The organism is Streptomyces sp. NPDC002817 (assembly GCF_053592055.1).
Genome location: NZ_JBSFUY010000017.1, coordinates 182,974 through 205,033, shown reverse-complemented (window position 1 = coordinate 205,033; position 22,060 = coordinate 182,974). Strand labels below are relative to the sequence as shown.

Genomic DNA, 22,060 nt, shown 5'->3' with positions numbered 1-22,060 from the left:
CCGGCACCGGCGACAAGAACGGCACACCGCGCGTGTGCCCGACCTGCGTCGGCACCGGCCAGGTGTGGCCCGGCCCCTTCCGTATACGCCGGTCAGGCCTGGAGCGGCCTTCCCTCGTGCAGGGCGATCGCGCGCTGCATCGCCTTGCGGGCGCGCGGGGTGTCGCGGGCGTCGTGGTAGGCGACGGCGAGGCGGAACCAGCTGCGCCAGTCGTCGGGCGACGCTTCCGTCTCGGCCTTGCGCTTGGCGAAGACCTCGTCGGCCGAGTCACGGTCGATACGGCCGCTGGGGGTGCGCTGCAGCTCGTCGAGGGGCAGGCCGCCCTCGGCGTCGAGTTCGGCGGCGAGCTGGTTGGCCTTGCGGACGAACTGGGTGTTCTTCCACAGGAACCACACGCCGATGACCGGCAGGATCAGCACCGCCACGCCGAAGGTGACGGTGAGGAGCGTGCCGGTCTGGATGAGCATGACGCCGCGGCTGCCGACCAGGACGAAGTAGAAGACCAGGACGGCGGCCGTTATGGCGTAGGACAGCTTGGCGCGCATCAGCTCAGGTCCAGGAAGTGTTCCAGGCCGAAGGTGACGCCAGGAGTGGTGACCACGCGGCGGGCGCCCAGCAGGATGCCCGGCATGAAGCTGCTGTGGTGGAGCGAGTCGTGGCGGATGGTCAGCGTCTCGCCCTCGCCGCCCAGGAGAACCTCCTGGTGGGCCAGCAGACCGCGGAGGCGGACGGAGTGGACGGGGACGCCGTCGACGTCCGCGCCGCGCGCGCCGTCCAGGCCCGTCTCCGTGGCGTCCGGCGCCGGAGCCGTGCCCGCCGCGGCGCGGGCCGAGGCGATGAGCTGGGCCGTGCGCGTGGCCGTACCGCTCGGGGCGTCGACCTTCTTCGGGTGGTGGAGTTCGACGACCTCCACCGACTCGAAGTACGGCGCGGCGATCTGCGCGAACTTCATGTTCAGGACGGCCCCGATGGAGAAGTTGGGCGCGATGAGGACGCCCGTCTCCGGGGAGGCGGCCAGCCAGCCGTTCAGCTGCGCAAGGCGCTCGTCGGTCCAGCCCGTCGTACCGACGACGGCGTGGATACCGTGGCCGACGCAGTACTCGAGGTTGGCCATCACCGAGTCGGGCGTGGTCAGTTCGACGGCGACCTGGGCGCCCGTCTCGGCCAGCGTCTCCAGCTTGTCGCCCCGGCTCAGGGCGGCGACCAGCTCCATGTCCTCGGCGGCCTCCACGGCCCGTACCGCCTCGGAGCCGATCCGGCCCTTGGCACCGAGGACCGCCACGCGCAGCTTGCTCATCTTCTTGCTTCCTTAACCGGGTTCCGGAGTCTCGGAGTTCGGACTGGGTTAGGCCACGGCCTCGTGCAGACGCGACGCCTGCTTGTCCTTGAGCGGGCCGATGACCGACAACGAGGGCCGCTGTCCGAGGATGTCGCGGGCGACCGCGCGGACGTCGTCCGGGGTGACCGACGCTATCCGGGCCAGCATGTCGTCGACGGACATCTGCTCGCCCCAGCACAGCTCACTCTTGCCGATGCGGTTCATGAGCGCACCGGTGTCCTCCAGGCCGAGGACGGTGGAGCCGCGGAGCTGGCCGATGGCGCGGGCGATCTCGTCATCGGTCAGGCCGTGCTCGGCGACGTGGTCGAGTTCGTCGCGGCAGATCTTCAGCACGTCGTGGACCTGCGAGGGCCGGCAGCCCGCGTACACGCCGAACAGGCCGCAGTCGGCGAAGCCCGAGGTGTACGAGTACACGCTGTAGGCCAGGCCGCGCTTCTCGCGGACCTCCTGGAAGAGCCGGGAGGACATGCCGCCGCCCAGCGCGGTGTTCAGCACGCCCAGCGACCAGCGACGCTCGTCCGTGCGGGCCAGGCCCGGCATGCCGAGGACGACGTGCGCCTGCTCGGTCTTGCGGCCGAGCAGCTCGACGCGGCCCGCGGTGCGCAGGGCCCGCTTGCCCTCGCGCGGGGCGATGGGCGTGGCGTCGGTGTTCTTGAGGGCGCCCGCCTTCTCGAAGGCCGCGCGGACCTGTCGTACGACCGTGTTGTGGTCGATGTTGCCCGCGGCCGCCACGACCAGGTGTGTCGGGTCGTAGTGCTTCTTGTAGAAGCGTCGGATGCGGTCGGCGGTGAGGGCGTTGACGGTGTCGACCGTGCCGAGGACCGGGCGGCCGAGGGGGTTGTCGCCGAACATGGTGTGCGCGAACAGGTCGTGCACGCAGTCGCCCGGGTCGTCCTCGGTCATGGCGATCTCTTCGAGGATCGCGCCCCGCTCGACGTTGACGTCGTCCTCGAGGATCAGCGAGCCCGTGAGCATGTCGCAGACGACGTCGATGGCGAGCGGCAGGTCGGTGTCGAGCACGCGCGCGTAGTAGCACGTGTACTCCTTCGCCGTGAACGCGTTCATCTCGCCGCCGACCGCGTCGATCGCCGAGGAGATGTCCAGCGCCGACCTGCGCGTGGTGCCCTTGAAGAGCAGGTGCTCCAGGTAGTGCGTGGCGCCGTTCAGGGCCGGGGTCTCGTCGCGGGAGCCGACGTGGGCCCAGATGCCGAAGGTGGCGGAGCGGACCGAGGGCAGCGTCTCGGTGACGATGCGCAGGCCGCCCGGGAGGGTGGTCTTGCGGACCGTGCCGATGCCGTTCGCGCCCTTGACGAGGGTTTGGGTACGGGCGACGGCCCGCGCCTCCGAAGAGGTGCGGGCCGTCGCCGGTGAGCTACTCGACGTCACTTGTCGGTGTCGTCCTTCTTCTCATCGTTCTCTTCGCCCTCGATGACCGGGATCAGGGAGAGCTTGCCGCGGGAGTCGATCTCGGCGATCTCGACCTGGACCTTGGAGCCCACGGCCACGACGTCCTCGACGTTCTCCACGCGCTTGCCGCCGGCGAGCTTGCGGATCTGCGAGATGTGCAGCAGACCGTCCTTGCCCGGGAGCAGCGACACGAACGCACCGAAGGTGGTGGTCTTGACGACCGTACCCAGGTAGCGCTCGCCGACCTCCGGCATGGTCGGGTTGGCGATCGAGTTGATCGTGGCGCGCGCGGCCTCGGCCTGCGAGCCCTGCTGGGCACCGATGTAGATGGTGCCGTCGTCCTCGATCGTGATGTCGGCGCCGGTGTCCTCCTGGATCTGGTTGATCATCTTGCCCTTCGGGCCGATGACCTCACCGATCTTGTCCACGGGGATCTTGACGGTGATGATCCGCGGGGCGTTGGGGGACATCTCGTCCGGCGTGTCGATCGCTTCCATCATCACGTCGAGGATGTGGAGGCGGGCGTCACGGGCCTGCTTGAGGGCCGCGGCCAGGACGGAGGCCGGGATGCCGTCCAGCTTGGTGTCCAGCTGGAGGGCGGTCACGAACTCCTTGGTGCCGGCGACCTTGAAGTCCATGTCGCCGAAGGCGTCCTCCGCACCGAGGATGTCGGTGAGGGCGACGTAGTGCGTCTCGCCGTTGATCTCCTGGGAGATCAGGCCCATGGCGATACCGGCGACGGGGGCCTTGAGGGGCACACCGGCGTTCAGCAGCGACATGGTGGAGGCGCAGACCGAGCCCATCGACGTCGAGCCGTTCGAGCTCAGCGCCTCGGACACCTGACGGATCGCGTAGGGGAACTCCTCGCGCGTCGGCAGGACCGGCACGATGGCGCGCTCGGCGAGGGCGCCGTGGCCGATCTCGCGGCGCTTCGGGGAGCCGACGCGGCCGGTCTCGCCGACGGAGTACGGCGGGAAGTTGTAGTTGTGCATGTAGCGCTTGCGGGTCACCGGGGAAAGGGTGTCCAGCTGCTGCTCCATACGGAGCATGTTGAGGGTGGTGACGCCCAGGATCTGGGTCTCGCCACGCTCGAACACCGCGGAGCCGTGCACGCGCGGGATGGCCTCGACCTCGGCGGCGAGCGTACGGATGTCCGTCAGCCCGCGGCCGTCGATGCGCTTCTTCTCCTTGATCACGCGCTCGCGGACGAGCTGCTTGGTCAGGGAGCGGTACGCGGCGGAGATCTCCTTCTCGCGGCCCTCGAACTCCGGCAGGAGCTTCTCGGCGGCCAGACCCTTGACGCGGTCCAGCTCGGCCTCGCGGTCCTGCTTGCCCGCGATCGTCAGCGCGGAGGCGAGCTCCGGGCGGACGGCGGCGGCGAGCGCCTCCAGGACGTCGTCCTGGTAGTCGAGGAAGACCGGGAACTCGCCGGTCGGCTTGGCGGCCTTCGCGGCGAGGTCGGCCTGGGCCTTGCAGAGCACCTTGATGAAGGGCTTCGCGGCGTCCAGACCGGAGGCGACGACCTCCTCGGTCGGCGCCTCGGCGCCGCCCGCGACCAGCTGGATGGTCTTCTCGGTGGCCTCGGCCTCGACCATCATGATCGCGACGTCGCCGTCCTCCAGGACGCGACCGGCGACGACCATGTCGAAGACGGCGTCCTCGAGCTCGGTGTGCGTCGGGAACGCGACCCACTGGCCGTTGATCAGCGCGACGCGGACGCCGCCGATCGGGCCGGAGAAGGGCAGACCGGCCAGCTGGGTGGACGCGGAGGCGGCGTTGATCGCCACGACGTCGTACAGGTGGTCGGGGTTGAGCGCCATGATCGTGGCGACGACCTGGATCTCGTTGCGCAGGCCCTTCTTGAAGGACGGGCGCAGCGGACGGTCGATGAGGCGACAGGTGAGGATGGCGTCCTCGGAGGGACGGCCCTCACGGCGGAAGAAGCTGCCGGGGATCTTGCCGGCGGCGTACATCCGCTCCTCGACGTCCACCGTGAGGGGGAAGAAGTCGAGGTTTTCCTTGGGGTTCTTGGAGGCGGTGGTGGCCGACAGCACCATGGTGTCGTCGTCCAGGTACGCCACGGCGGAGCCGGCGGCCTGCTTGGCCAGGCGGCCCGTCTCGAAGCGGATGGTGCGGGTGCCGAAGGAGCCGTTGTCGATGACGGCCTCGGCGTAGTGGGTCTCGTTCTCCACTAGCGTTTCTCCATTACTTTTCGTCTTTTGTCCCGATCCGCCCGTGTGGCGGGGGGACGTGGTCGGAGAAGCGCGCCGTCTGTTGCGGGCCGGTCTTCGATCGAAGCACCCGGGTTCGCATTGCCCGGGAGCCACTACCGAGGACCGGCGGCGGCGAGGTGCACTTCTCCTCGTGATACTGCATGGTGCTGCGTGGTACTACGTTGCGCTACCACACTACAAAGCAGGTATGACACTCCGCACGTTTCCGCACGTACGGCAAAGGGAGCGGCCCCCGACTCGTTTCGGGAACCGCTCCCTCATGACGTCTTACTTGGCGCCCGCCGCACCGCGGCGGATGCCGAGGCGGTCGACCAGCGCGCGGAAGCGCTGGATGTCCTTCTTCGCCAGGTACTGGAGAAGGCGGCGGCGCTGACCGACCAGGATCAGCAGACCACGGCGGGAGTGGTGGTCGTGCTTGTGGGTCTTGAGGTGCTCGGTCAGGTCCGAGATCCGGCGCGAGAGCATGGCGACCTGGACCTCGGGGGAGCCGGTGTCGCCTTCCTTCTGACCGAACTCGGCGATGAGCTGCTTCTTCACTGCGGCATCGAGCGGCACTCGAAACTCCTCGTAGTCTGAAAATGGCCACCGAGTGCCCCCGGTCTATGTCTCGGGGGAGCTTCCGTTACTCGGGAGGCGGGGATCCGCTGGGCGCGGCCTCCAGGGCCAAGGGCTCCGGGGGTGCGTACACGAACGGCCGTCACTCAGGGTACCAGGCAAAGGTGGGGGCCTTCGCCCCGGTTCCTGAAGCACCCTGATGGGGCGCAGGGGGCCACTAGGGTGAGCGCTCGGATCGTGGTCGTACGACGTCGGGAAGGGGTCGCCGGGACATGGCGGAGACGGCAGAGGAGATCAAGGCGCGCAAGGAGCGGGAGCGGGACGAGCTCTACGCACTCGACATCTCCGGCGTCGAGTGGCACAGCGCGCCGGGTACCGAGGGGCACGAGGAGCGGGTCGAGATCGCGTACCTGCCCGAGGGTGCCGTGGCCATGCGGTCCTCGCTGGAACCGGACACCGTGCTGCGGTACACGGAGGCGGAGTGGCGGGCGTTCGTGCTGGGCGCGCGGGACGGGGAGTTCGACATCGAGCCGGCGCCGCAAGAGGCGGAGTGACGGTGCGGGGCGGCACGCACGCGTGCCGCCCCTCTTCGCTCTCTCAGTGCTTCAGTCCGGCGCCCCCGACGGCGAGCGCCATCAGCACCGGGTCGGTCGGGTACTTGTCGTCGGGGACCAGTTCCCGCTTCCCGAAGAAGACCCGGCCCTGTTCGTAGAGGATGTCCGACTGCTCCGGGTCGCTGAGCTCGCCGTCGTCGTCCTCCGGGAGCGTGAAGAGGAGAAGTGGGGTCTCCTTGTCCGTCCTCGGGTTCCAGCGCACCACGGCGGCCGGGGCGACGGCGCCCGCACCGCACCGGTAGACCAGGAGGTCGTCGCCGCTCATCCGCAGCGGGTAGACCTTCTGCAGCTCGCGCCCGTCGAACTTGCCGGCCGTCTTGCCCGTCGCCAGGTCGAACGCCACGATCCAGTCCGACGGCTGGTTGGTGGCGATGTTCTCCTTGCTGGTGACGAAGGCCTGGTCGCGTCCGACGACCACGCCGTCGCAGGCCTCGTACTCGCCGAAGAACGACAGTCCGAAGTACCGCTCGCCACACTTCGCGTCGTAGCCGTTCAGCGCGATGGTCGTACGGCGCTTGCCCGCGCTGTCGAGCGAGATGAGGTCGGTCACCTCGCTGTCCCCCGCCGCGACGGCGAGCACCGGCGGATCGGACGACGGCAGGTAGACGGTCTGGACCCCGCCGGCGACCCGGTACGTCCACCGCACCTTGCCCGTGCGCGGGTCCAGCTTCTGCACCTGGAAGGTGACGTCGGGCAGTGATCCGCAGCTGAGCAGGGACAGCAGGGCGCGGCCGCCGGCGAAAGCCTTGTCCTGGCACTTGGAGCCGAGGCTGCTGTTCCACAGCTGCTTGCCGGACTTCATGTCGTACGCCACGGAGCCCTGCCCCCAGGCCACGGCGACGACGCCCTTCGTGAGCGTGAGGTTGGTGTTGGTGACGTAGGCGGAGTTCGCCGCGGGCATCTTCTTCTGCCAGAGCTTCTTGCCGGTGTCGAGGTCGAAGAAGACCACCTGGTCGCAGACGCCGTCCTTCTCCGAGCCCTTGGGCCGCGGAGGCTGGATGACTACGGCGGTACGGCCGTCCGCGGTGACGTGTCGGCTGGTGGCGCAGATATGGCCGTCCAGCTTGAGGCTCCAGGCCTTCTCGTCGGCGTCGAGGGCGATGTTGTAGCCCTCGAGACGGCTCGCGACGCCCTTGACCATGACCTTGTCGGTGGCCCAGGTGCCGGGCGCGTAGCGGGGGTCGGCGTCGTTGGCCTTGGGGAGGTTCTCCTCGTCGTGCTCGATCATCATCCGGCCCTCGGGCGAGGCGGGGACCGTCTCGGTCGTCTCCCTGATGTCGTCCGGGCTCTGCGCGACGGCCTGCTCGGCGCCGGCGGGTGCGCCGTCGTCCCCGGACGCGAGGAGCCAGCCGCCTCCGCCCAGCGCGACCGCCGCCACGATCGCCACGGCACCCAGCAGTGTCGTACGGCGGCGGCGCCTGCGGGCGGTGTCGGCCGAGAGTGCGGATTGGGTGTAGATCGAGGGAGGCGGGCCGAAGCTCACGCGAACGAGCCCCTTCTGTTTCTGGCGGGATGGTGACCGGATCGATGACCGTTTCGATGATCGGATCGGCCCTACTATGCCCGTCGGCCGCTTTCGGACGGAGATCGGGGTGGACCGCCACCGCCCCCAACAGCCCTGCCCGGTAAGGCGCTTCGGGAAGGCGCCCGCCCGCCTCCCGTCACCTTCCGTTTGTGTTCGGGGCGTTCACGAACATCGCCCTTTTTCGTCACTAATGCGAAAGCTGTGTAGGCCACTTCTGGGCAGGTTGTGACGCGGTGGACGAGCGCTCGTGGGTGGACGGGCCTGCCGGGGTGGGGCTTGTGGTGATTAGGCTGGTACCGGGGGCGACGCCAGAACCCGTGGACCGGGCGTCGATATCTCAGGGGGAGAGCCGGTGGATCGGACGACCTCGAACGACTTCGGACGACGAGAAGACGACAAGAACAGGTCGCCCCTAGCACGGTATGAGGGTGCTCGACCACATCAGGAGGAATTGTGAGCAGCGATCGGGACGGGATCCGCGGGGGCTGGGCCACACCCGGCGATGACCAGCCCGACGCGGAGTCCGCCAGCGAGATGACGGGCGAGTTCACCATCGACTACGCGCCGCCCGCCTGGTACACGCAGAACGCTTCGGGGGGTTCGGGCGACGGAGGGAACGCGTCGGGTACGGCCGGATCGTCAGGTACGGGTGGGCCGTCCGGTTCATCCGGTACGACGGGTTCGGCCGGGGCCGGTTCGCCGGCTTCGGGTACGCCCGGTGCCGCGCCCTCTCCCGTGGACTGGTCCGCTTCCTCGCTGCCGGGGCTGACGCCTCCCGCGCACTCGCGTCCTCAGGGTGCCGCTCCGGGGCCCGGGGCTCCGTTCACGCCTCCGGCGCCTGGTCCGGGCGCTCCCTTCACGCCGCCCGCGCCGGGTCCCGGTGCTCCTTTCACTCCGCCCGCCGCTGGTCCGGGGGCGCCTTTCACGCCTCCGGCGCCGCCGTCTTCGGGTCCCGGGGCCCCGTTCACGCCGCCGGCTCCGGCTCCCGGTGCGCCGTTCCAGCCGCCCGCGCCGTCGAACGAGGGGCCGGGTGCGGTGCCCGGGCTTCCGGCGGGGAGCGGGTTCGAGCCGCAGCCTTCGCAGGCCGCGCAGCCGCCGCAGCCTTCGCAGCCCGAGTCGCCGGCCCCGGATGCCGGGTCGCCGACGGCCGTGCCGAACATTCCGGGGTTCCAGTCCCAGTGGGGCGCTCCGGAGGCACCGCCCGCGTCGTCCCCGTCGAGCTTCGCCCTGCCCACGCCCGTGACTCCGCCGGCCGCCGCGGAATCCGACTCCGCCCCGGTGACGCCGCCCGCCGCGCCCCCGACGAGCTTCACTCTCCCCGCGCCCGCGGCTCCGCCGGCCCCCGCCCCCGCGGCGGCGGACGAGGAGCCGGAGTCCGGGAACGGTGACCTGGAGAGCGGCGCCACGATGCGGTTCTCCGCGGCCTCGCTGAAGCGGGAGATCGCGGAGCGCGCAGCGGTGGCCGAGGAGGCGGACGGTGCCGATGCCTCCGTTGCCGACGAACCCGTTGCCGACGACTCCGCCGAGGATGTCGTCGTGGAACCGTCGGTGGATGCCGAGGCGGACGCCGTGGGTGCCGATGCGGTGGACGAGGCTGCCGACGACCTCGCCGAAGCGGTCGAACCGGCTGCCGAGGACGTCACGGAGGCGGACGGGACGACCGAGGAGGACGACACGGACGCCGACGTCCTGGCGTTCCCGGGCGCCTCTGAGGAGGTCACCGCCGAGGACACGGAGCCCGCAGCGGACGACACCTCACTGTCCGAGGACACCGACGCCGACGTGGAGGACCCGGAGCCCGCGGTGACCGAGCCGGAGGATGCCGGTCCCGACGAGGAGAGCGAGGCGGAGGAGGCCACGCTTCAGGACGCCGACGCCGACGCCGAGCCGGAGGACGCGGAGCTCTCGGACACGGAGCCCTCGGACGCGGCGCCTGCCGAGGCCGAGCCGGAGGACGCCGCACCCGCGACCGCGGAGCCCATCGACGCCGTACCCACGAGCCCCGAGCCCGCCGACGCCGTACCGGCTGACGCCGAGCCCGAGGACTCCGCCGCCCCCGCAGACGCCACGCCCGAGGACAGCACGCCCCAGGACAGCGCCCCGCAGGACGCACCCCCCGCCTGGACTCCCCCGCCGACGCCGCAGGCCGGAATGCCGCCGCTGCCGCCGTCGTACCAGCCCGCCGCTCCCGCCCCGGCGGCCCAGTGGCCGGCACAGGCCCAGCAGCCGGCCCCGGCGGCGCCCGCCCCGCAGCCGACGGCCGCCCAGGCCCACCCGCCCGTACCGCAGCAGCAGCCGCCCTTCCAGCCGCAGGCCCCGCAGCCCGCGCCCGCCGCCTGGAACCAGCCGCCAGCGCCCCCGGCGGCCCAACAGCCGCCCGCCACCCCCGGCCCGCAGGACGGTTACGGCTTCCCGCACCCCGGCACTGCCCAGCCGACCCCTCCCCAGCCCCCGGCCCCCAACGCCCAAGGCGGCTACGGCTTCCCGCAACCCGGCGGAGCCCCCGCACCCAACCCGCAGGCCGGCTACGGCTTCCCGCAACCCGGCACTGCCCAGGCGACCCCTCCCCAGCCCCCGGTCCCCAACGACCAAGGCGGCTACGGCTTCCCCCAGCAGGGACAGCCCCCGGCCGGCGCTCCCTCAGCCCCGCACGCCCAACCGGCGCCCGCACCCGGCACCCCGCAAACCGCCGCGCCCCCCGCAGCAGCCGGTTACGGCTTCCCGCAGCCCGGCGGAGCGCCCGCACCCAACCCTCAGGCGGGCTACGGCTTCCCCCAGCAGGGACAACCCCCGGCCGGCACCCCCTCAGCCCCGCACGCCCAACCAGCGCCCGGCACCCCGCAACCCACCGCGCCCAACCCGCAGGCCGGTTACGGCTTCCCGCAGCCCGGCGCCCCGGCCCCCGCCCCCAACGCCCAGGCCGGCTACGGCTTCCCGCACCCCGGTGCTCCGAACGCCCCGCAGGCACCCGCCCCCGGCGGCTACGGCTTCCCGCAGCCGCCCGCGCAGCAGGATGGCCAGCCTCACCCTCAGCCGGGCGTACCGCAGGGACAGGCCCAGCCCGACGGCCAGCCCCCGGCAGCCGCTCCACAGGGCTTCGCGCCGCAGGCCCCGCAGCCCCCCATCGACCCGCGCACCGGTACCGCCTGGCCGCAGCCCATGCAGCACGACCAGCGGCAGATGACCAACCCCGGTGCGGCGCCGCTCGGTTACACCGCTGCCGTGGAACTGTCCTCGGACCGGCTGCTGAACAACAAGAAGCAGAAGGCGAAGAGCGGCCGTCCCACCGCGCAGCCCTCCCGGTTCAAGATCGGCGGGAAGAAGGAAGAGGCCGAGCGGCAGCGGAAGTTGGAGCTGATCCGCACGCCCGTGCTGTCCTGTTACCGCATCGCGGTCATCAGCCTCAAGGGCGGCGTCGGCAAGACCACGACCACCACCGCCCTCGGCTCGACCCTCGCCACCGAGCGGCAGGACAAGATCCTCGCCATCGACGCCAACCCGGACGCCGGAACCCTCGGCCGCCGGGTGCGGCGGGAGACCGGGGCCACCATCCGTGACCTCGTCCAGGCGATCCCGTACCTCAACTCGTACATGGACATCCGCCGGTTCACCTCCCAGGCGCCGTCCGGGCTCGAGATCATCGCCAACGACGTCGACCCGGCCGTGTCCACGGCCTTCAACGACGAGGACTACCGGCGGGCCCTCGATGTGCTGGGCAAGCAGTACCCGGTGATCCTGACGGACTCCGGTACCGGCCTGCTCTACTCCGCCATGCGCGGTGTGCTCGACCTCGCCGACCAACTCATCATCATCTCGACGCCGTCCGTGGACGGTGCGAGCAGCGCCAGTACGACGCTGGACTGGCTGTCGGCGCACGGATACGCGGATCTCGTGTCGAGGTCCCTCACCGTCATCTCGGGTGTCCGCGAGACCGGCAAGATGATCAAGGTGGACGACATCGTCAGCCACTTCGAGACGCGCTGCCGCGGTGTCATCGTGGTGCCCTTCGACGAACACCTCGCGGCCGGTGCCGAGGTCGACCTCGACATGATGCGGCCGAAGGTGCGGGAGTCGTACTTCAACCTCGCGGCGATGGTCGCCGAGGACTTCGTACGCCACCAGCAGATGCACGGCCTGTGGACCAGCGACGGCAACCCGCCCCCGGTGGCGGCTCCGCCGATGCCGGGCCAGCCCATGCCGGGGCAGCCGTACCCGCAGCAGCCTCAGCAGCCGGGGCACCCGTACGCCCCGCAGCCGGGCCAGCCCTATCCGCAGCAGGGTCAGCCGTACCCGCAGCAGGCCCAGCAGCCCGGCCAGCCCTACCCGCAGCAGGGACAGCCCGGGCAGCCGTACCCGCCGGCGCCCCCGCAGCAGTAGCCCGCACAAACGAAGGGCGGCCGGTGCTCACCAGCACCGGCCGCCCTTCGGCGTCGTAGGACCGAACAGAGCGGCTACTCGGCCGCCGAAATCAGCTCCCGGCACTTCTTGACGTCCTCGGCCATCTGCACCAGCAGCGCGTCCAGGGACTCGAACTTCGCCTGGCCGCGTACATATGCGAGGAAGTCGACGGCGACGTGCAGGCCGTAGAGGTCGAGGCCGACCCGATCGATGGCGTAGGCCTCGACCGTGCGCTCGGTGCCGTCGAACTGCGGGTTGGTGCCGACGGAGATCGCGGCCGGCATCGCCTCGCCCTGGGCGTGCAGCCAGCCGGCGTAGACGCCGTCGGCGGGGATGGCGGTGTGCGGGAGGGTCTCGACGTTGGCCGTGGGGAAGCCCAGCTCGCGACCGCGCTGCGCGCCTCGGACGACCACGCCCTCGACGCGGTGCGGGCGGCCCAGGATCTCGTGGGTGCCCTCGACGTCGCCGGCGGCGACCAGGCGGCGGGTGAGCGTGGAGGAGAACGGCTCGCCGCCGCCCGCCTCGCCGGACACGAACAGGTCGATGACCTCGACCTCGAAGTCGTACGTCTTGCCCTGCTCGGCGAGGAACTCCACGTTCCCCGCGGCCTTGTGGCCGAAGCGGAAGTTGGGGCCCTCGACGACCGCCTTGGCGTGCAGCTTGTCGACCAGGACCTTGACGACGAACTCGGCCGGCGAGAGCTTCGAGAACTCCGTCGTGAAGGGCAGGATGAGGATCGCGTCCACGCCCAGCTCCGCCATCAGCTCGGCGCGACGGTGGTGCGGGGCCAGCAGAGGCGGGTGGCTGCCGGGGCGGACGACCTCGCTGGGGTGCGGGTCGAAGGTGACGACGACGGCGGGAACGCCCAGCTCACGGGCGCGTTCCACGGCATGCCGGATGATCAGCTGGTGTCCGCGGTGGACTCCGTCGTAGGAGCCGATGGTGACGACGCTGCGTCCCCAGTCCTCGGGGATGTCCTCCAAGCCACGCCAGCGCTGCACTGTGACCGCTCCTCGTCGAACCTGTGTCCGTATGTACGGCTTATCTCTTACGCAGGTCTAAGGGTGCCATGCCGCGTCGCTCCGGCCCGCATCGGCATGGGTGCTGTGACTCGACGCACGTAGGACGGGAGGGTCAGGCGGGGACGCGTACGCCCGCCAGGTTCTCGATCATCCGGCGGGTACTGGGGCCGACCACCGCCGCCCACTGCTGCGGAGCATCGGTCAGCCAGCCCGCCACCTGCGTGGCGAAACCCGGCGTCCGACGGCCGAGATCGACGAGGCCACGGTCGAAACGGGCCGCGCCCTCCGGGGTGCGGACGAGGAGGAGGCCGGTGCGGTGGACGAGTTCGCGCAGACCGTCGTCGGGGTGTCGGGCGGCGGCACGCAGCAGGGCGTCCAGGACGGCGGGCGCCTGCTCGTGGCTCAGCAGGAATTCGAGCAGTTCTCTACGGAGCGGGCGGGAGGCGGGGGCGCCGGGGGTCGCCAGTACGGCGGCGAGGGCGGCCCGCACCTCCTCCGAGCCGCCGTCCAGCAGGCCGGTGACCAGAGGGAGGAGTACCGCCCGCGCCCCCGGCCCCTGGTCGAGGCGCCGGTCGACGTACGCGGCCATGTCCACCGCGGTCTCCGGGCGCTGCTCCACCGCCTCCCGCACGAGCACGGCGATCCGGCGGGCCTGGGTGGGCGTGGTGACGTCGGCGAGGGTGCGCAGGGCCGCTCCGGCGCCGGGGCGGCGCAGCCGGGCGCGGAAGGCGTCGAGTACCGGCTCCGGGTGGGTGGCCAGGGCGGCGACCAGCGCGCTCGGCGGGAACTGCGGGTCGCCGGCCATGAAGTGGCCGAGGGCCTGCGGGAGATGGCGGGCACGCGTGCGTGGATCGCGGACGAGGAGGGCGAGCGCGCCGCCGTGCAGGGTGCAGTCGGCGGGGCGGGCCAGCAGGCTGAGGGCGGCGTAGCGCAGCAGCTCGCGGTCGGCCTCCGTCCTCACGTGCGGGGCGGCGCGCAGGCCGTACGCCACCGCCGCGACCCGCCGGTCAGGGCGTTCGTCGTGCGCCCATCGGTCCACGGCCCGGCACACCGCCGACGGCTCGTCCTCCGCGAACACGGCGAGCAGTTCGTCGGCCCGTCGGTGCGCGCAGTCGACGAGCACCTCGGTGAGGTCGTCGAGGGCCAGCTGCCGATGGGTGTGCAACAGCGCCTGCGCGGCCTTCGCGACGGTCGCGTGCGGGGTGGCGGGCAGCGGGCGCTCGTCGTCGAACCAGCGGGTCAGATGCGGTGCTACGGCGGTGGGGTCGGCGGCGAGCAGCCCGGAGGCCGCGTCCAGGAAACGGGGGGCGGTGTCGTGCGCGGGGCCGTCGGCGAGGACGAGACGGCGCAGCAGGTCGAAGAGGGTGATCGCGGGGAGGGGGAGGGCCAGCCAGAAGTCGGGGGCGAACTCGGTGGCTCGGACGGGGTGTTGTTCGTGCCCCTGGTCGCGTCCTTGGCGCCGCCAGTCCACCACGCGGTCCGCGAGCAGGCGCAGTACGCCCGTGTACGGCGTCGCGTCGGGTACCCGGAGCAGGGACTCGGTGAGAAGACGGGCCGCCCACCAGGAGTCGGGGTCGGCGTCCAGGGCTTGGACCAACTCCTCCAGGCGGAGGGCGAGTCGGGGGGTGCCGTGCTGGCGGGACTGGAGGAGCAGGGCCTGGACGACCGGGCCGATGCGGTGGTGCGGCACCGGGAAGGGGTGCGGGCTGTGGCGGTGGACCAGGGCGCGCAGGGCCTCGTCCAGGTCGAGGTGCATGCCCTGGATCCAGTCGGCGAGTTCCTCGTGGGCGAAGCGGTAGCCGTTGCCGGCGGGGACCAGGAGGCCCTCGGTGAGGACCGCGGAGGCCCAGCCGGTGCCGCCGCCGAGCCGGGCGGAGGCCTGGCCCCAGGGGAACACCGCCTCGAACGACTCGCGGTCCAGTTCGCCCTGGCCCGGGCCGAGGCTGCGGCGGGCGGCCTCGTGCACCTGTCCGGAGACCTTTGCGGCGAGGCGGCGTACGGCGGTGCCGCGCAGGCCGTTCTCGGCGGCGAGGCGGACGGCGATGCGGAGGCACATCAGGTCGAGGTGGGCGGTGAAGACGTCGTGGCGGTCTGCGCGGGTGCCGGAGGTGGCGGGCGTGTCGGTGTCGGGGAGGGCGGCTCGGACCTCGGAGAGGAGGCGCAGGGTGAGGGGGTGGCGGGCGTCGGGGTCCGTGAGGGCGTCCTCGGGGATGCCGTAGCGGGCTCGGGCTCGGCGGGCTTCGTCCTCGTGCAGGTCCGCGAGGTGCACGCAGGGCGGTTTCTCGCCCCCTCCGCCCTTGCCCGTCCTCTCCCTGAGGGCCGCGCCCCCAGACCCCCCTTCGGCCTCGACGGCCTCGTCCTCCAACGCCGGACGGGCTGAAAGCGGCTGAGCCTGCGGACTGTGCAGCACTCCTCCCGGAAACCCCTCCCCCGCCCGCTCCCAGTACTCCTCCCGGCACGCCACCACCAGTCGTGCCCTCGTCTCCCCCAGCCATGTCGCCGTCCCGTCGGTCCAGTCCGCGAGGCGGTGGGCCAGGACGGGTGGCATCTCCTCGGGGCCGTCGAGGAGGAGGAGCAGGGAGCGGCCGTCGGTGTGGGCGAGCCGGGCCAGACGCTCAGGGGTCACGTCACCCAGATCCTCGACCTGCACCGAGCGCGACGCGGCGACGATCCGTGCCGCCCGGGTCAGCGCCCTGCGTGCCGCGTCCGCGACCGAGGTGTCGTCGTCCCTCAGGTCGGCGCCCCGCAGCCACAGCGTCGGGGCGGGTCGGGCACCCCGGTTGCGGCGGGCGGCGAGGGACGCGAGTTCTGTCGTACGGCCGCTGCCGGGTGCGCCGACGAGGGCGAGGACGGCGGCCGGGCCGTCGGTGAAGGCCTCGAACTCCGTTGCCGCGGCCGCCCGTTGGACCGGTGTCACCGATCCGGGGGTGCCGGTGCTCGCCCGGCCGACGTAGCCCGCGAGCGCACCCGGTGGGCCGTCCTGACCCACCGATGTCGCCGTCAGTTCGAGTACGCCCGCGAGGTTGAGGTCCACGCCGTACGCGGGGACGGTCGCCGCGTTCTCGGCGAGGAGCTCGGCGAGGGGGCCTGGCGGTGCCGGGAGCAGGGGTACCGCGAACCCGGCGTCCCGGCCGCCGCCCTGCAGCGCGGTGCCGAGGACGCCGACCACCGCACCCGTCGCGGCGTCGAGCACCGGCCCGCCGGCCGCGCCACCGCCCAGCCGCAGCGCGTCCCGCCCGGCCGTGCCGATCGCCAACTCCAGTGCGCCGTCCAGGAGATGGAAGCGATCCGTCGCCGTGTACGTCACGGCGGCCGCACCGAGCACCCTCGCCTCACGCCAGCACCCGGCGGCGATCCGCACATAGGCACCGGTCCCGATCCGGTCCCGCACGGTGACGGGGAGCGGTTCGACGCCGAGACCCTCGGTCCGTACGAGGGCCAGGTTCAGCTCGGGCAGCGCGGTCACCGCGTCGGCGGTCACCACGCAGTGGCGGTCCTCGGCGGCGTAGAGCAGAAGCCTCGGCAGTCCGTCCACGGCCTCGTGGCTGGTGATCACGGTGCCGTGGTGGTCGGCCACGAAGCCGGTGCCCCGGGGGCGGCCGGCAAGGTCGTGGATCCGCACCAGGGATTCGTCGCGTGCGTGTCCCGGCCCGGAAGTCGCGCCGCAGGACGCGGAGTGCTCACTCTCACCCGCGCGTCGGCGGCCGCCCGCGGTCCGCGGGCCCCGTCCCGCCATGGTCGAACCTCCCCGCCGTGCCCTGCCCTGTCTTCGACGGTAGGCACCAGGTGATCGGCGGGACAGATCGCGCGGTGAACGCGCCCCCATCCGCTCCCCCGCTTCACTCCGAGCGCCTGCCCGCACGGGTGAATGGGAGGGGGTCGGTGGATACACCCTAGGGGTGGGGGAACCGAGGGGGGACCGTGGAGCGGCGGACAACTCCGTGACCGCCGCTCCACGGGCGGAGCGTCCTGGGACAGGCCCTAGCCGAAGACGGCGAGGCTCTTCGCCTTGCCCTTCTGCTCCTCCACGAGGGCCAGCAGTCGGCCCTCGGGGGCGAAGACGGCGATGGTGCCGCGCCCCGTGTACTCGTCGGGCATCTCCAGGCGTACGCCGTTGGTGAGCAGCCGGGCCCGCCTCTCGTCCACGTCCCAGCGCGGGAACGCGGCCGCGGCCGCCTCGGCGATCGGCATCACCGTGAGCTCCTGCTGGTGCTGCTCCAGGGTCCTGGCCGCGTCCAGCTTGTACGGGCCGACCCGTGTGCGCCGCAGCGCGGTGAGGTGGCCGCCCACGCCCAGGTCCGCGCCCAGGTCCCGGGCCAGCGCCCGGATGTACGTACCGGACGAGCAGACCACCGAGACCACCAGGTCCTGGACGGGCGTGCCGTCCTCGGCGACGGCGTCCCGGACGTCGTACACCGCGAAGGACGAGATCTTCACGGGCCGGGCGGGGATCTCGAACTCCTCGCCCTCACGCGCCCGCTTGTAGGAGCGCACACCGTCGATCTTGATGGCGCTGACCTTGGAGGGCACCTGCATGATGTCGCCGCTCAGCTTGGCGATCCCCGCGTCGATGGCGTCCCGGGTGACCTTCGAGGCGTCTGTCGAAGCCGTGGTCTCGCCCTCGGCGTCATCGGTCAGGGTCGTCTGGCCCAGGCGGATCGTGCCCAGGTACTCCTTCTCGGTGAGCGCGAGGTGCCCGAGGAGCTTGGTCGCCTTCTCGACACCGAGGACGAGCACACCGGTCGCCATCGGGTCGAGGGTGCCGGCATGTCCGACGCGGCGGGTCTTCGCGATCCCGCGCATCTTGGCGACCACGTCGTGCGAAGTGAAGCCCGACGGCTTGTCGACGATGACAAGCCCGTCGGGCGTCTGGTTCTTCTGTGTCATTCGGCGGTGTCGTCCTCGTCTTCACCCGGCTTCTTGTACGGGTCCGCCTCACCGGCGTAGGCGGCACCGGCCGAGACCTCGCGCACCTTCTCGTCGGACTGGCGCGCCTTGTCGAGGAGGTCCTCGATGGTCTTGGCGGTGTCCGGAAGCGCGTCCGCCATGAAGGTCAGCGTCGGCGTGAACTTCACACCGGCCGCCGCACCCACCGCGGAACGCAGCACGCCCTTGGCGCTCTCCAGACCGGCGGCCGCGGCCGCGCGCTCCTCGTCGTCCCCGTACACCGTGTAGAAGACGGTCGCCTCCCGGAGGTCACCCGTGACACGGGTGTCCGTGATGGTGACGTGCGAGCCGAGCCGCGGGTCCTTGATCCCGCGCTGCAGCTTCTGGGCCACCACCTCTCGGATGAGGTCCGCCAGCCTCTTCGCCCGCGCGTTGTCGGCCACTGGTCCGTCTCCTTAAGTGTCTTGCTTCTTGCTGAGTCTTCGTCGCTTCAGTCTTCGTCGCTGTGGAGTCTGCGTCGAACCGAGAGCAGTTCCACCTCGGGCCGCCCGGCGACCAGTCGCTCACAGCGGTCCAGTACGTCGGTGAGGTGTCCGGTGTCCCCGGAGACCATCGCCAGCCCGATCTCGGCCCTGCGATGGAGGTCCTGGTTGCCCGTCTCCGCCGCGCTCACCGCGTACTTGCGCTGGAGCTCGGCCACGATCGGACGGACGAGAGAGCGTTTCTCCTTGAGCGAGTGAACGTCGCCGAGGAGCAGATCGAAGGACAGAGTCCCCACATACATGTGTGTGTCCGGATGTCCCGCCGGTTCGGGGTATGGGCGCCGCGTCGACGCCGATACAGGAACCGTACACGCAACGGCCGGGGCCGATCGACGGATATTACGTCCGCCGATCGGCCCCGATCGCGTGCTACGACAATCAGCCGCGCGGCTTCTCGCGCATCTCGTACGTCGCGATGACGTCGTCGATCTTGATGTCGTTGAAGTTGCCGAGGTTGATACCGCCCTCGAACCCTTCGCGGAGCTCGGTGACGTCGTCCTTGAAGCGACGCAGACCGGAGATGTTGAGGTTCTCCGCGATGACCTTGCCGTCGCGGACGAGTCGAGCCTTCGTGTTGCGCTTGACCTCGCCCGAGCGGACCAGGACACCGGCGATGTTGCCCAGCTTGGACGACTTGAAGACCTCGCGGATCTCCGCCGTACCGAGCTCGACCTCCTCGTACTCCGGCTTGAGCATGCCCTTGAGGGCCGCCTCGATCTCCTCGATGGCCTGGTAGATCACCGAGTAGTACCGGACGTCGACGCCCTCGCGCTCCGCCATCTGCGCCGCGCGGCCCGCAGCGCGGACGTTGAAGCCGATGACGATGGCGTCGGAGCCGGTCGCCAGGTTGATGTCGGACTCGGTGACCGCACCCACACCGCGGTGCAGGACACGGATGTCGACCTCGTCGCCGACGTCGAGCTGGAGCAGCGAGGACTCGAGAGCCTCCACCGAACCGGACGCGTCGCCCTTGATGATGAGGTTGAGTTCCTGCACCAGACCGGCCTTGAGGGCCTCGTCCAGGTTCTCCAGGGAGAACCGGACTCCACGCCGGGCGAAGTTGGCGTTGCGCTCGCGCGCCGCGCGCTTCTCGGCGATCTGACGTGCCGTGCGGTCCTCGTCGACGACCAGGAAGTTGTCGCCGGCACCCGGGACGTTGGTGAGACCCAGGACCAGGACGGGGGTCGACGGACCCGCTTCCTCGACGTTGTTGCCGTTGTCGTCGAGCATCGCCCGGACACGGCCGTACGCGTCGCCGACCACCATCGTGTCGCCGATGCGCAGCGTGCCGCGCTGGACCAGGACCGTGGAGACGGCACCGCGGCCGCGGTCGAGGTGGGACTCGATCGCAATACCCTGCGCGTCCTGCTCCGGGTTGGCCCGCAGGTCGAGCGAGGCGTCCGCGGTGAGGACCACGGCCTCCAGCAGGCTCTCGATGTTGAGGCCCTGCTTGGCGGAGATGTCGACGAACATGGTGTCGCCGCCGTACTCCTCGGCCACCAGACCGAACTCGGTGAGCTGACCGCGCACCTTGGTCGGGTCCGCGCCCTCGACGTCGATCTTGTTGACCGCGACCACGATCGGCACGTCGGCCGCCTTGGCGTGGTTCAGCGCCTCGATCGTCTGGGGCATCACACCGTCGTTGGCCGCCACCACGAGGATCGCGATGTCGGTCGACTTGGCACCACGGGCACGCATGGCGGTGAACGCCTCGTGACCCGGGGTGTCGATGAAGGTGATCCTGCGCTCTTCGCCGTTGACCTCGGTCGCGACCTGGTACGCACCGATGTGCTGCGTGATACCGCCGGCCTCGCCCGCGACGACGTTCGTCTTGCGGATGGTGTCGAGAAGGCGGGTCTTACCGTGGTCGACGTGACCCATGACGGTCACGACCGGCGGACGCGCGACGAGGAACTCCTCGCCACCCTCGTCCTCGCCGAACTCGATGTCGAAGGACTCGAGAAGCTCGCGGTCCTCCTCCTCCGGGCTGACGATCTCGAGGATGAAGTTCATCTCGTCCGCGAGGAGCTTCAGCGTCTCGTCGGAGACGGACTGCGTGGCAGTGACCATCTCGCCGAGGTTCATCATCACGCCGACGAGCGACGCCGGGTTGGCGCCGATCTTCTCGGCGAAGTCGGTGAGCGACGCACCGCGCGACAGGCGGACGGACTGTCCGTTGCCGCGAGGCAGCATCACGCCGCCGACCGACGGGGCCTGCATGGCCTCGTACTCCTGGCGCCTCTGCCGCTTCGACTTGCGACCACGACGCGCGGGACCGCCGGGACGACCGAAGGCGCCCTGTGTGCCACCACGGCCACCGGGGCCACCCGGACGACCGCCGAAGCCGGGACGGCCACCGCCGCCGGGACCACCGGGGCCACCCGGACGACCGGCGAAACCGCCGCCGCCGCCACCGGGACCGCCGGGACGACCGGCGAAACCGCCGCCGCCGCCACCGGGACCGCCGGGACGACCGGCGAAGCCGCCGCCGCCACCCGGACGACCGCCGCCGCCACCACCGGGACGACCGCCGCCGCCACCACCGGGACCGCGGCCGCCGGGGCCACCGCCACCGGGACGCGGGCCGGCAGCCGGACGCTGCGGCATCATGCCGGGGTTCGGACGCGGGCCGCCGCCGGGACGCGGAGCGCCGCCCTGCGGACGGGGCATACCGCCCGGGGAGGGACGAGCGCCGCCCGGAGCCTGCGGACGGGCACCGCCCGCCGCGCCCTGGGGACGGGGACCACGGTCCTGGCCCTGCGGACGCGGGGCGCCGCCGGGACGGTCACCGGGGCCACCCTGGCCACCGGGACGCGGGGCGCCGCCCGGACGGGGCGCCTGCGGGCGCGCCATGCCGGTGGAGCCACCAGAGGTGAAGGGGTTGTTGCCCGGACGGGGACCGGCCGGACGGGCACCGGGACGCGACGCCTGGCCACCCGGACGCGGGGCGCCCGGACGGTCACCGCGGTCGCCACGGTCACGACCCTGGCCGCCCTGACCGGGACCACCGGCGGGACGGGGAGCACCCGGACGCGGCGCCTGCTGGCCGGCCGGACGCGGGGCGCCCGGACGCGCACTGGAGCCCTGGGAGGCCGGCGGCGTGGCCGGGGCCGGGGCCGACGGGGGTGCCGTGAACTCGGGCGTGGTCGGAGCCGGGGACGCCGGCGCGGGGCGCGGCGCGGGCTTCGGGCCCGGGGTGGGACGGGGGCCGGGAGCGGCCGGCGCGGCGGGAGCCGCGGGCGTCTCGGCAACGGCCGGCTTGGGGGCCGGCGGGCGCGGGGCGGCCGGACGGGCAGCCTGCGCCGGAGAGGGGGCGCCCGGCTTTGCCGGGGCAGCCTTGCGGGCGGGGGCGGGCTTGCCGCCTCCGTTGCCCTGCTGAAGGGCGTCCGTCAATTTACGGACGACGGGCGCTTCGATGGTCGAAGACGCCGAACGGACGAATTCACCGAGTTCTTGGAGCTTGGCCATGACGACCTTGCTCTCAACCCCGAACTCCTTGGCGAGTTCGTATACCCGGACCTTAGCCACTTCGCTCCT

14 protein-coding genes and 1 pseudogene are annotated in these 22,060 nt (G+C 71.7%); 3 read left to right on the top strand and 12 right to left on the bottom strand.

Annotation, left to right across the window (positions count from 1 at the left end):
• Positions 1–92: 92 nt before the first annotated feature.
• From ACWD3I_RS28885 to rpsO, 5 genes are all read right to left on the bottom strand, one after another.
• Positions 93–545, bottom strand: coding sequence for a tetratricopeptide repeat protein (locus ACWD3I_RS28885; protein ID WP_365398125.1), 453 nt, complete (start codon positions 543–545; stop codon positions 93–95).
• The gene (gene dapB / locus ACWD3I_RS28880) at positions 545–1,297 is read right to left on the bottom strand and encodes a 4-hydroxy-tetrahydrodipicolinate reductase (protein WP_365398122.1); all 753 of its coding nucleotides are present in this window, start codon (positions 1,295–1,297) and stop codon (positions 545–547) included. Before dapB ends, ACWD3I_RS28885 begins: the two co-directional genes overlap by 1 nt.
• A gap of 48 nt (positions 1,298–1,345) precedes the next feature.
• A complete protein-coding gene (locus ACWD3I_RS28875; RefSeq protein ID WP_365398119.1) occupies positions 1,346–2,725 on the bottom strand; it encodes a M16 family metallopeptidase in 1,380 nt (459 codons plus the stop codon).
• Entirely contained in the window at positions 2,722–4,938 is a 2,217-nt protein-coding gene (locus ACWD3I_RS28870; protein WP_365398113.1) for a polyribonucleotide nucleotidyltransferase, read from the bottom strand. The genes ACWD3I_RS28875 and ACWD3I_RS28870 overlap by 4 nt, the downstream gene beginning before the upstream one ends.
• Before the next feature lie 309 nt (positions 4,939–5,247).
• On the bottom strand, positions 5,248–5,535 hold the full coding sequence (rpsO, locus tag ACWD3I_RS28865) for a 30S ribosomal protein S15 (RefSeq protein ID WP_046263478.1): 288 nt from the start codon (positions 5,533–5,535) through the stop codon (positions 5,248–5,250).
• A 272-nt stretch (positions 5,536–5,807) separates the two neighbouring features.
• On the opposite strand from rpsO, the gene ACWD3I_RS28860 reads away from it, so the two are divergent.
• Positions 5,808–6,089 carry a DUF397 domain-containing protein gene (locus ACWD3I_RS28860; RefSeq protein ID WP_365398109.1) on the top strand — a complete coding sequence of 94 codons (282 nt, stop codon included), beginning with the start codon at positions 5,808–5,810 and terminating at the stop codon, positions 6,087–6,089.
• Between the two features lie 43 nt (positions 6,090–6,132).
• Here ACWD3I_RS28860 and ACWD3I_RS28855 read toward each other — a convergent pair whose 3' ends face one another.
• Positions 6,133–7,632, bottom strand: a complete 1,500-nt coding sequence (locus tag ACWD3I_RS28855; RefSeq protein WP_365398107.1) for an outer membrane protein assembly factor BamB family protein — start codon at positions 7,630–7,632, stop codon at positions 6,133–6,135.
• 495 nt (positions 7,633–8,127) lie between these two features.
• Here ACWD3I_RS28855 and ACWD3I_RS28850 point away from each other — a divergent pair.
• A pseudogene (locus ACWD3I_RS28850) lies at positions 8,128–8,208 on the top strand (SCO5717 family growth-regulating ATPase); the annotation flags it as partial.
• Between the two features lie 615 nt (positions 8,209–8,823).
• A complete protein-coding gene (locus tag ACWD3I_RS28845; RefSeq protein WP_365398131.1) occupies positions 8,824–12,051 on the top strand; it encodes a MinD/ParA family ATP-binding protein in 3,228 nt (1,075 codons plus the stop codon).
• Between the two features lie 74 nt (positions 12,052–12,125).
• Here ACWD3I_RS28845 and ACWD3I_RS28840 read toward each other — a convergent pair whose 3' ends face one another.
• The 6 genes from ACWD3I_RS28840 to infB all read right to left on the bottom strand — a co-directional run bounded on the left by ACWD3I_RS28840 (position 12,126) and on the right by infB (position 22,051).
• Entirely contained in the window at positions 12,126–13,073 is a 948-nt protein-coding gene (locus ACWD3I_RS28840) for a bifunctional riboflavin kinase/FAD synthetase (RefSeq protein WP_365398104.1), read from the bottom strand.
• A 133-nt stretch (positions 13,074–13,206) separates the two neighbouring features.
• A complete protein-coding gene (locus tag ACWD3I_RS28835) occupies positions 13,207–16,830 on the bottom strand; it encodes a trypsin-like peptidase domain-containing protein (protein WP_365398101.1) in 3,624 nt (1,207 codons plus the stop codon).
• 245 nt (positions 16,831–17,075) lie between these two features.
• Positions 17,076–17,981: a tRNA pseudouridine(55) synthase TruB gene (gene truB, locus ACWD3I_RS28830; protein WP_365398098.1), complete on the bottom strand. Its 906-nt coding sequence runs from the start codon at positions 17,979–17,981 to the stop codon at positions 17,076–17,078.
• On the bottom strand, positions 17,978–18,424 hold the full coding sequence (gene rbfA, locus ACWD3I_RS28825; protein ID WP_046261084.1) for a 30S ribosome-binding factor RbfA: 447 nt from the start codon (positions 18,422–18,424) through the stop codon (positions 17,978–17,980). The genes truB and rbfA overlap by 4 nt, the downstream gene beginning before the upstream one ends.
• Positions 18,425–18,471: 47 nt before the next feature.
• A complete protein-coding gene (locus tag ACWD3I_RS28820; protein ID WP_079313067.1) occupies positions 18,472–18,765 on the bottom strand; it encodes a DUF503 domain-containing protein in 294 nt (97 codons plus the stop codon).
• 136 nt (positions 18,766–18,901) lie between these two features.
• Entirely contained in the window at positions 18,902–22,051 is a 3,150-nt protein-coding gene (gene infB, locus ACWD3I_RS28815; RefSeq protein ID WP_365398093.1) for a translation initiation factor IF-2, read from the bottom strand.
• Positions 22,052–22,060 lie beyond the last annotated feature (9 nt).

What these genes read in the sequence shown, in the direction of transcription:
- ACWD3I_RS28835 (WP_365398101.1), bottom strand. Translation starts at nt 16,830, where the DNA reads ATGGCGGGACGGGGCCCGCGGACCGCGGGCGGCCGCCGACGCGCGGGT.
- ACWD3I_RS28860 (WP_365398109.1), top strand. Translation starts at nt 5,808, where the DNA reads ATGGCGGAGACGGCAGAGGAGATCAAGGCGCGCAAGGAGCGGGAGCGG.
- truB (WP_365398098.1), bottom strand. Translation starts at nt 17,981, where the DNA reads ATGACACAGAAGAACCAGACGCCCGACGGGCTTGTCATCGTCGACAAG.
- dapB (WP_365398122.1), bottom strand. Translation starts at nt 1,297, where the DNA reads ATGAGCAAGCTGCGCGTGGCGGTCCTCGGTGCCAAGGGCCGGATCGGC.
- ACWD3I_RS28820 (WP_079313067.1), bottom strand. Translation starts at nt 18,765, where the DNA reads ATGTATGTGGGGACTCTGTCCTTCGATCTGCTCCTCGGCGACGTTCAC.
- ACWD3I_RS28885 (WP_365398125.1), bottom strand. Translation starts at nt 545, where the DNA reads ATGCGCGCCAAGCTGTCCTACGCCATAACGGCCGCCGTCCTGGTCTTC.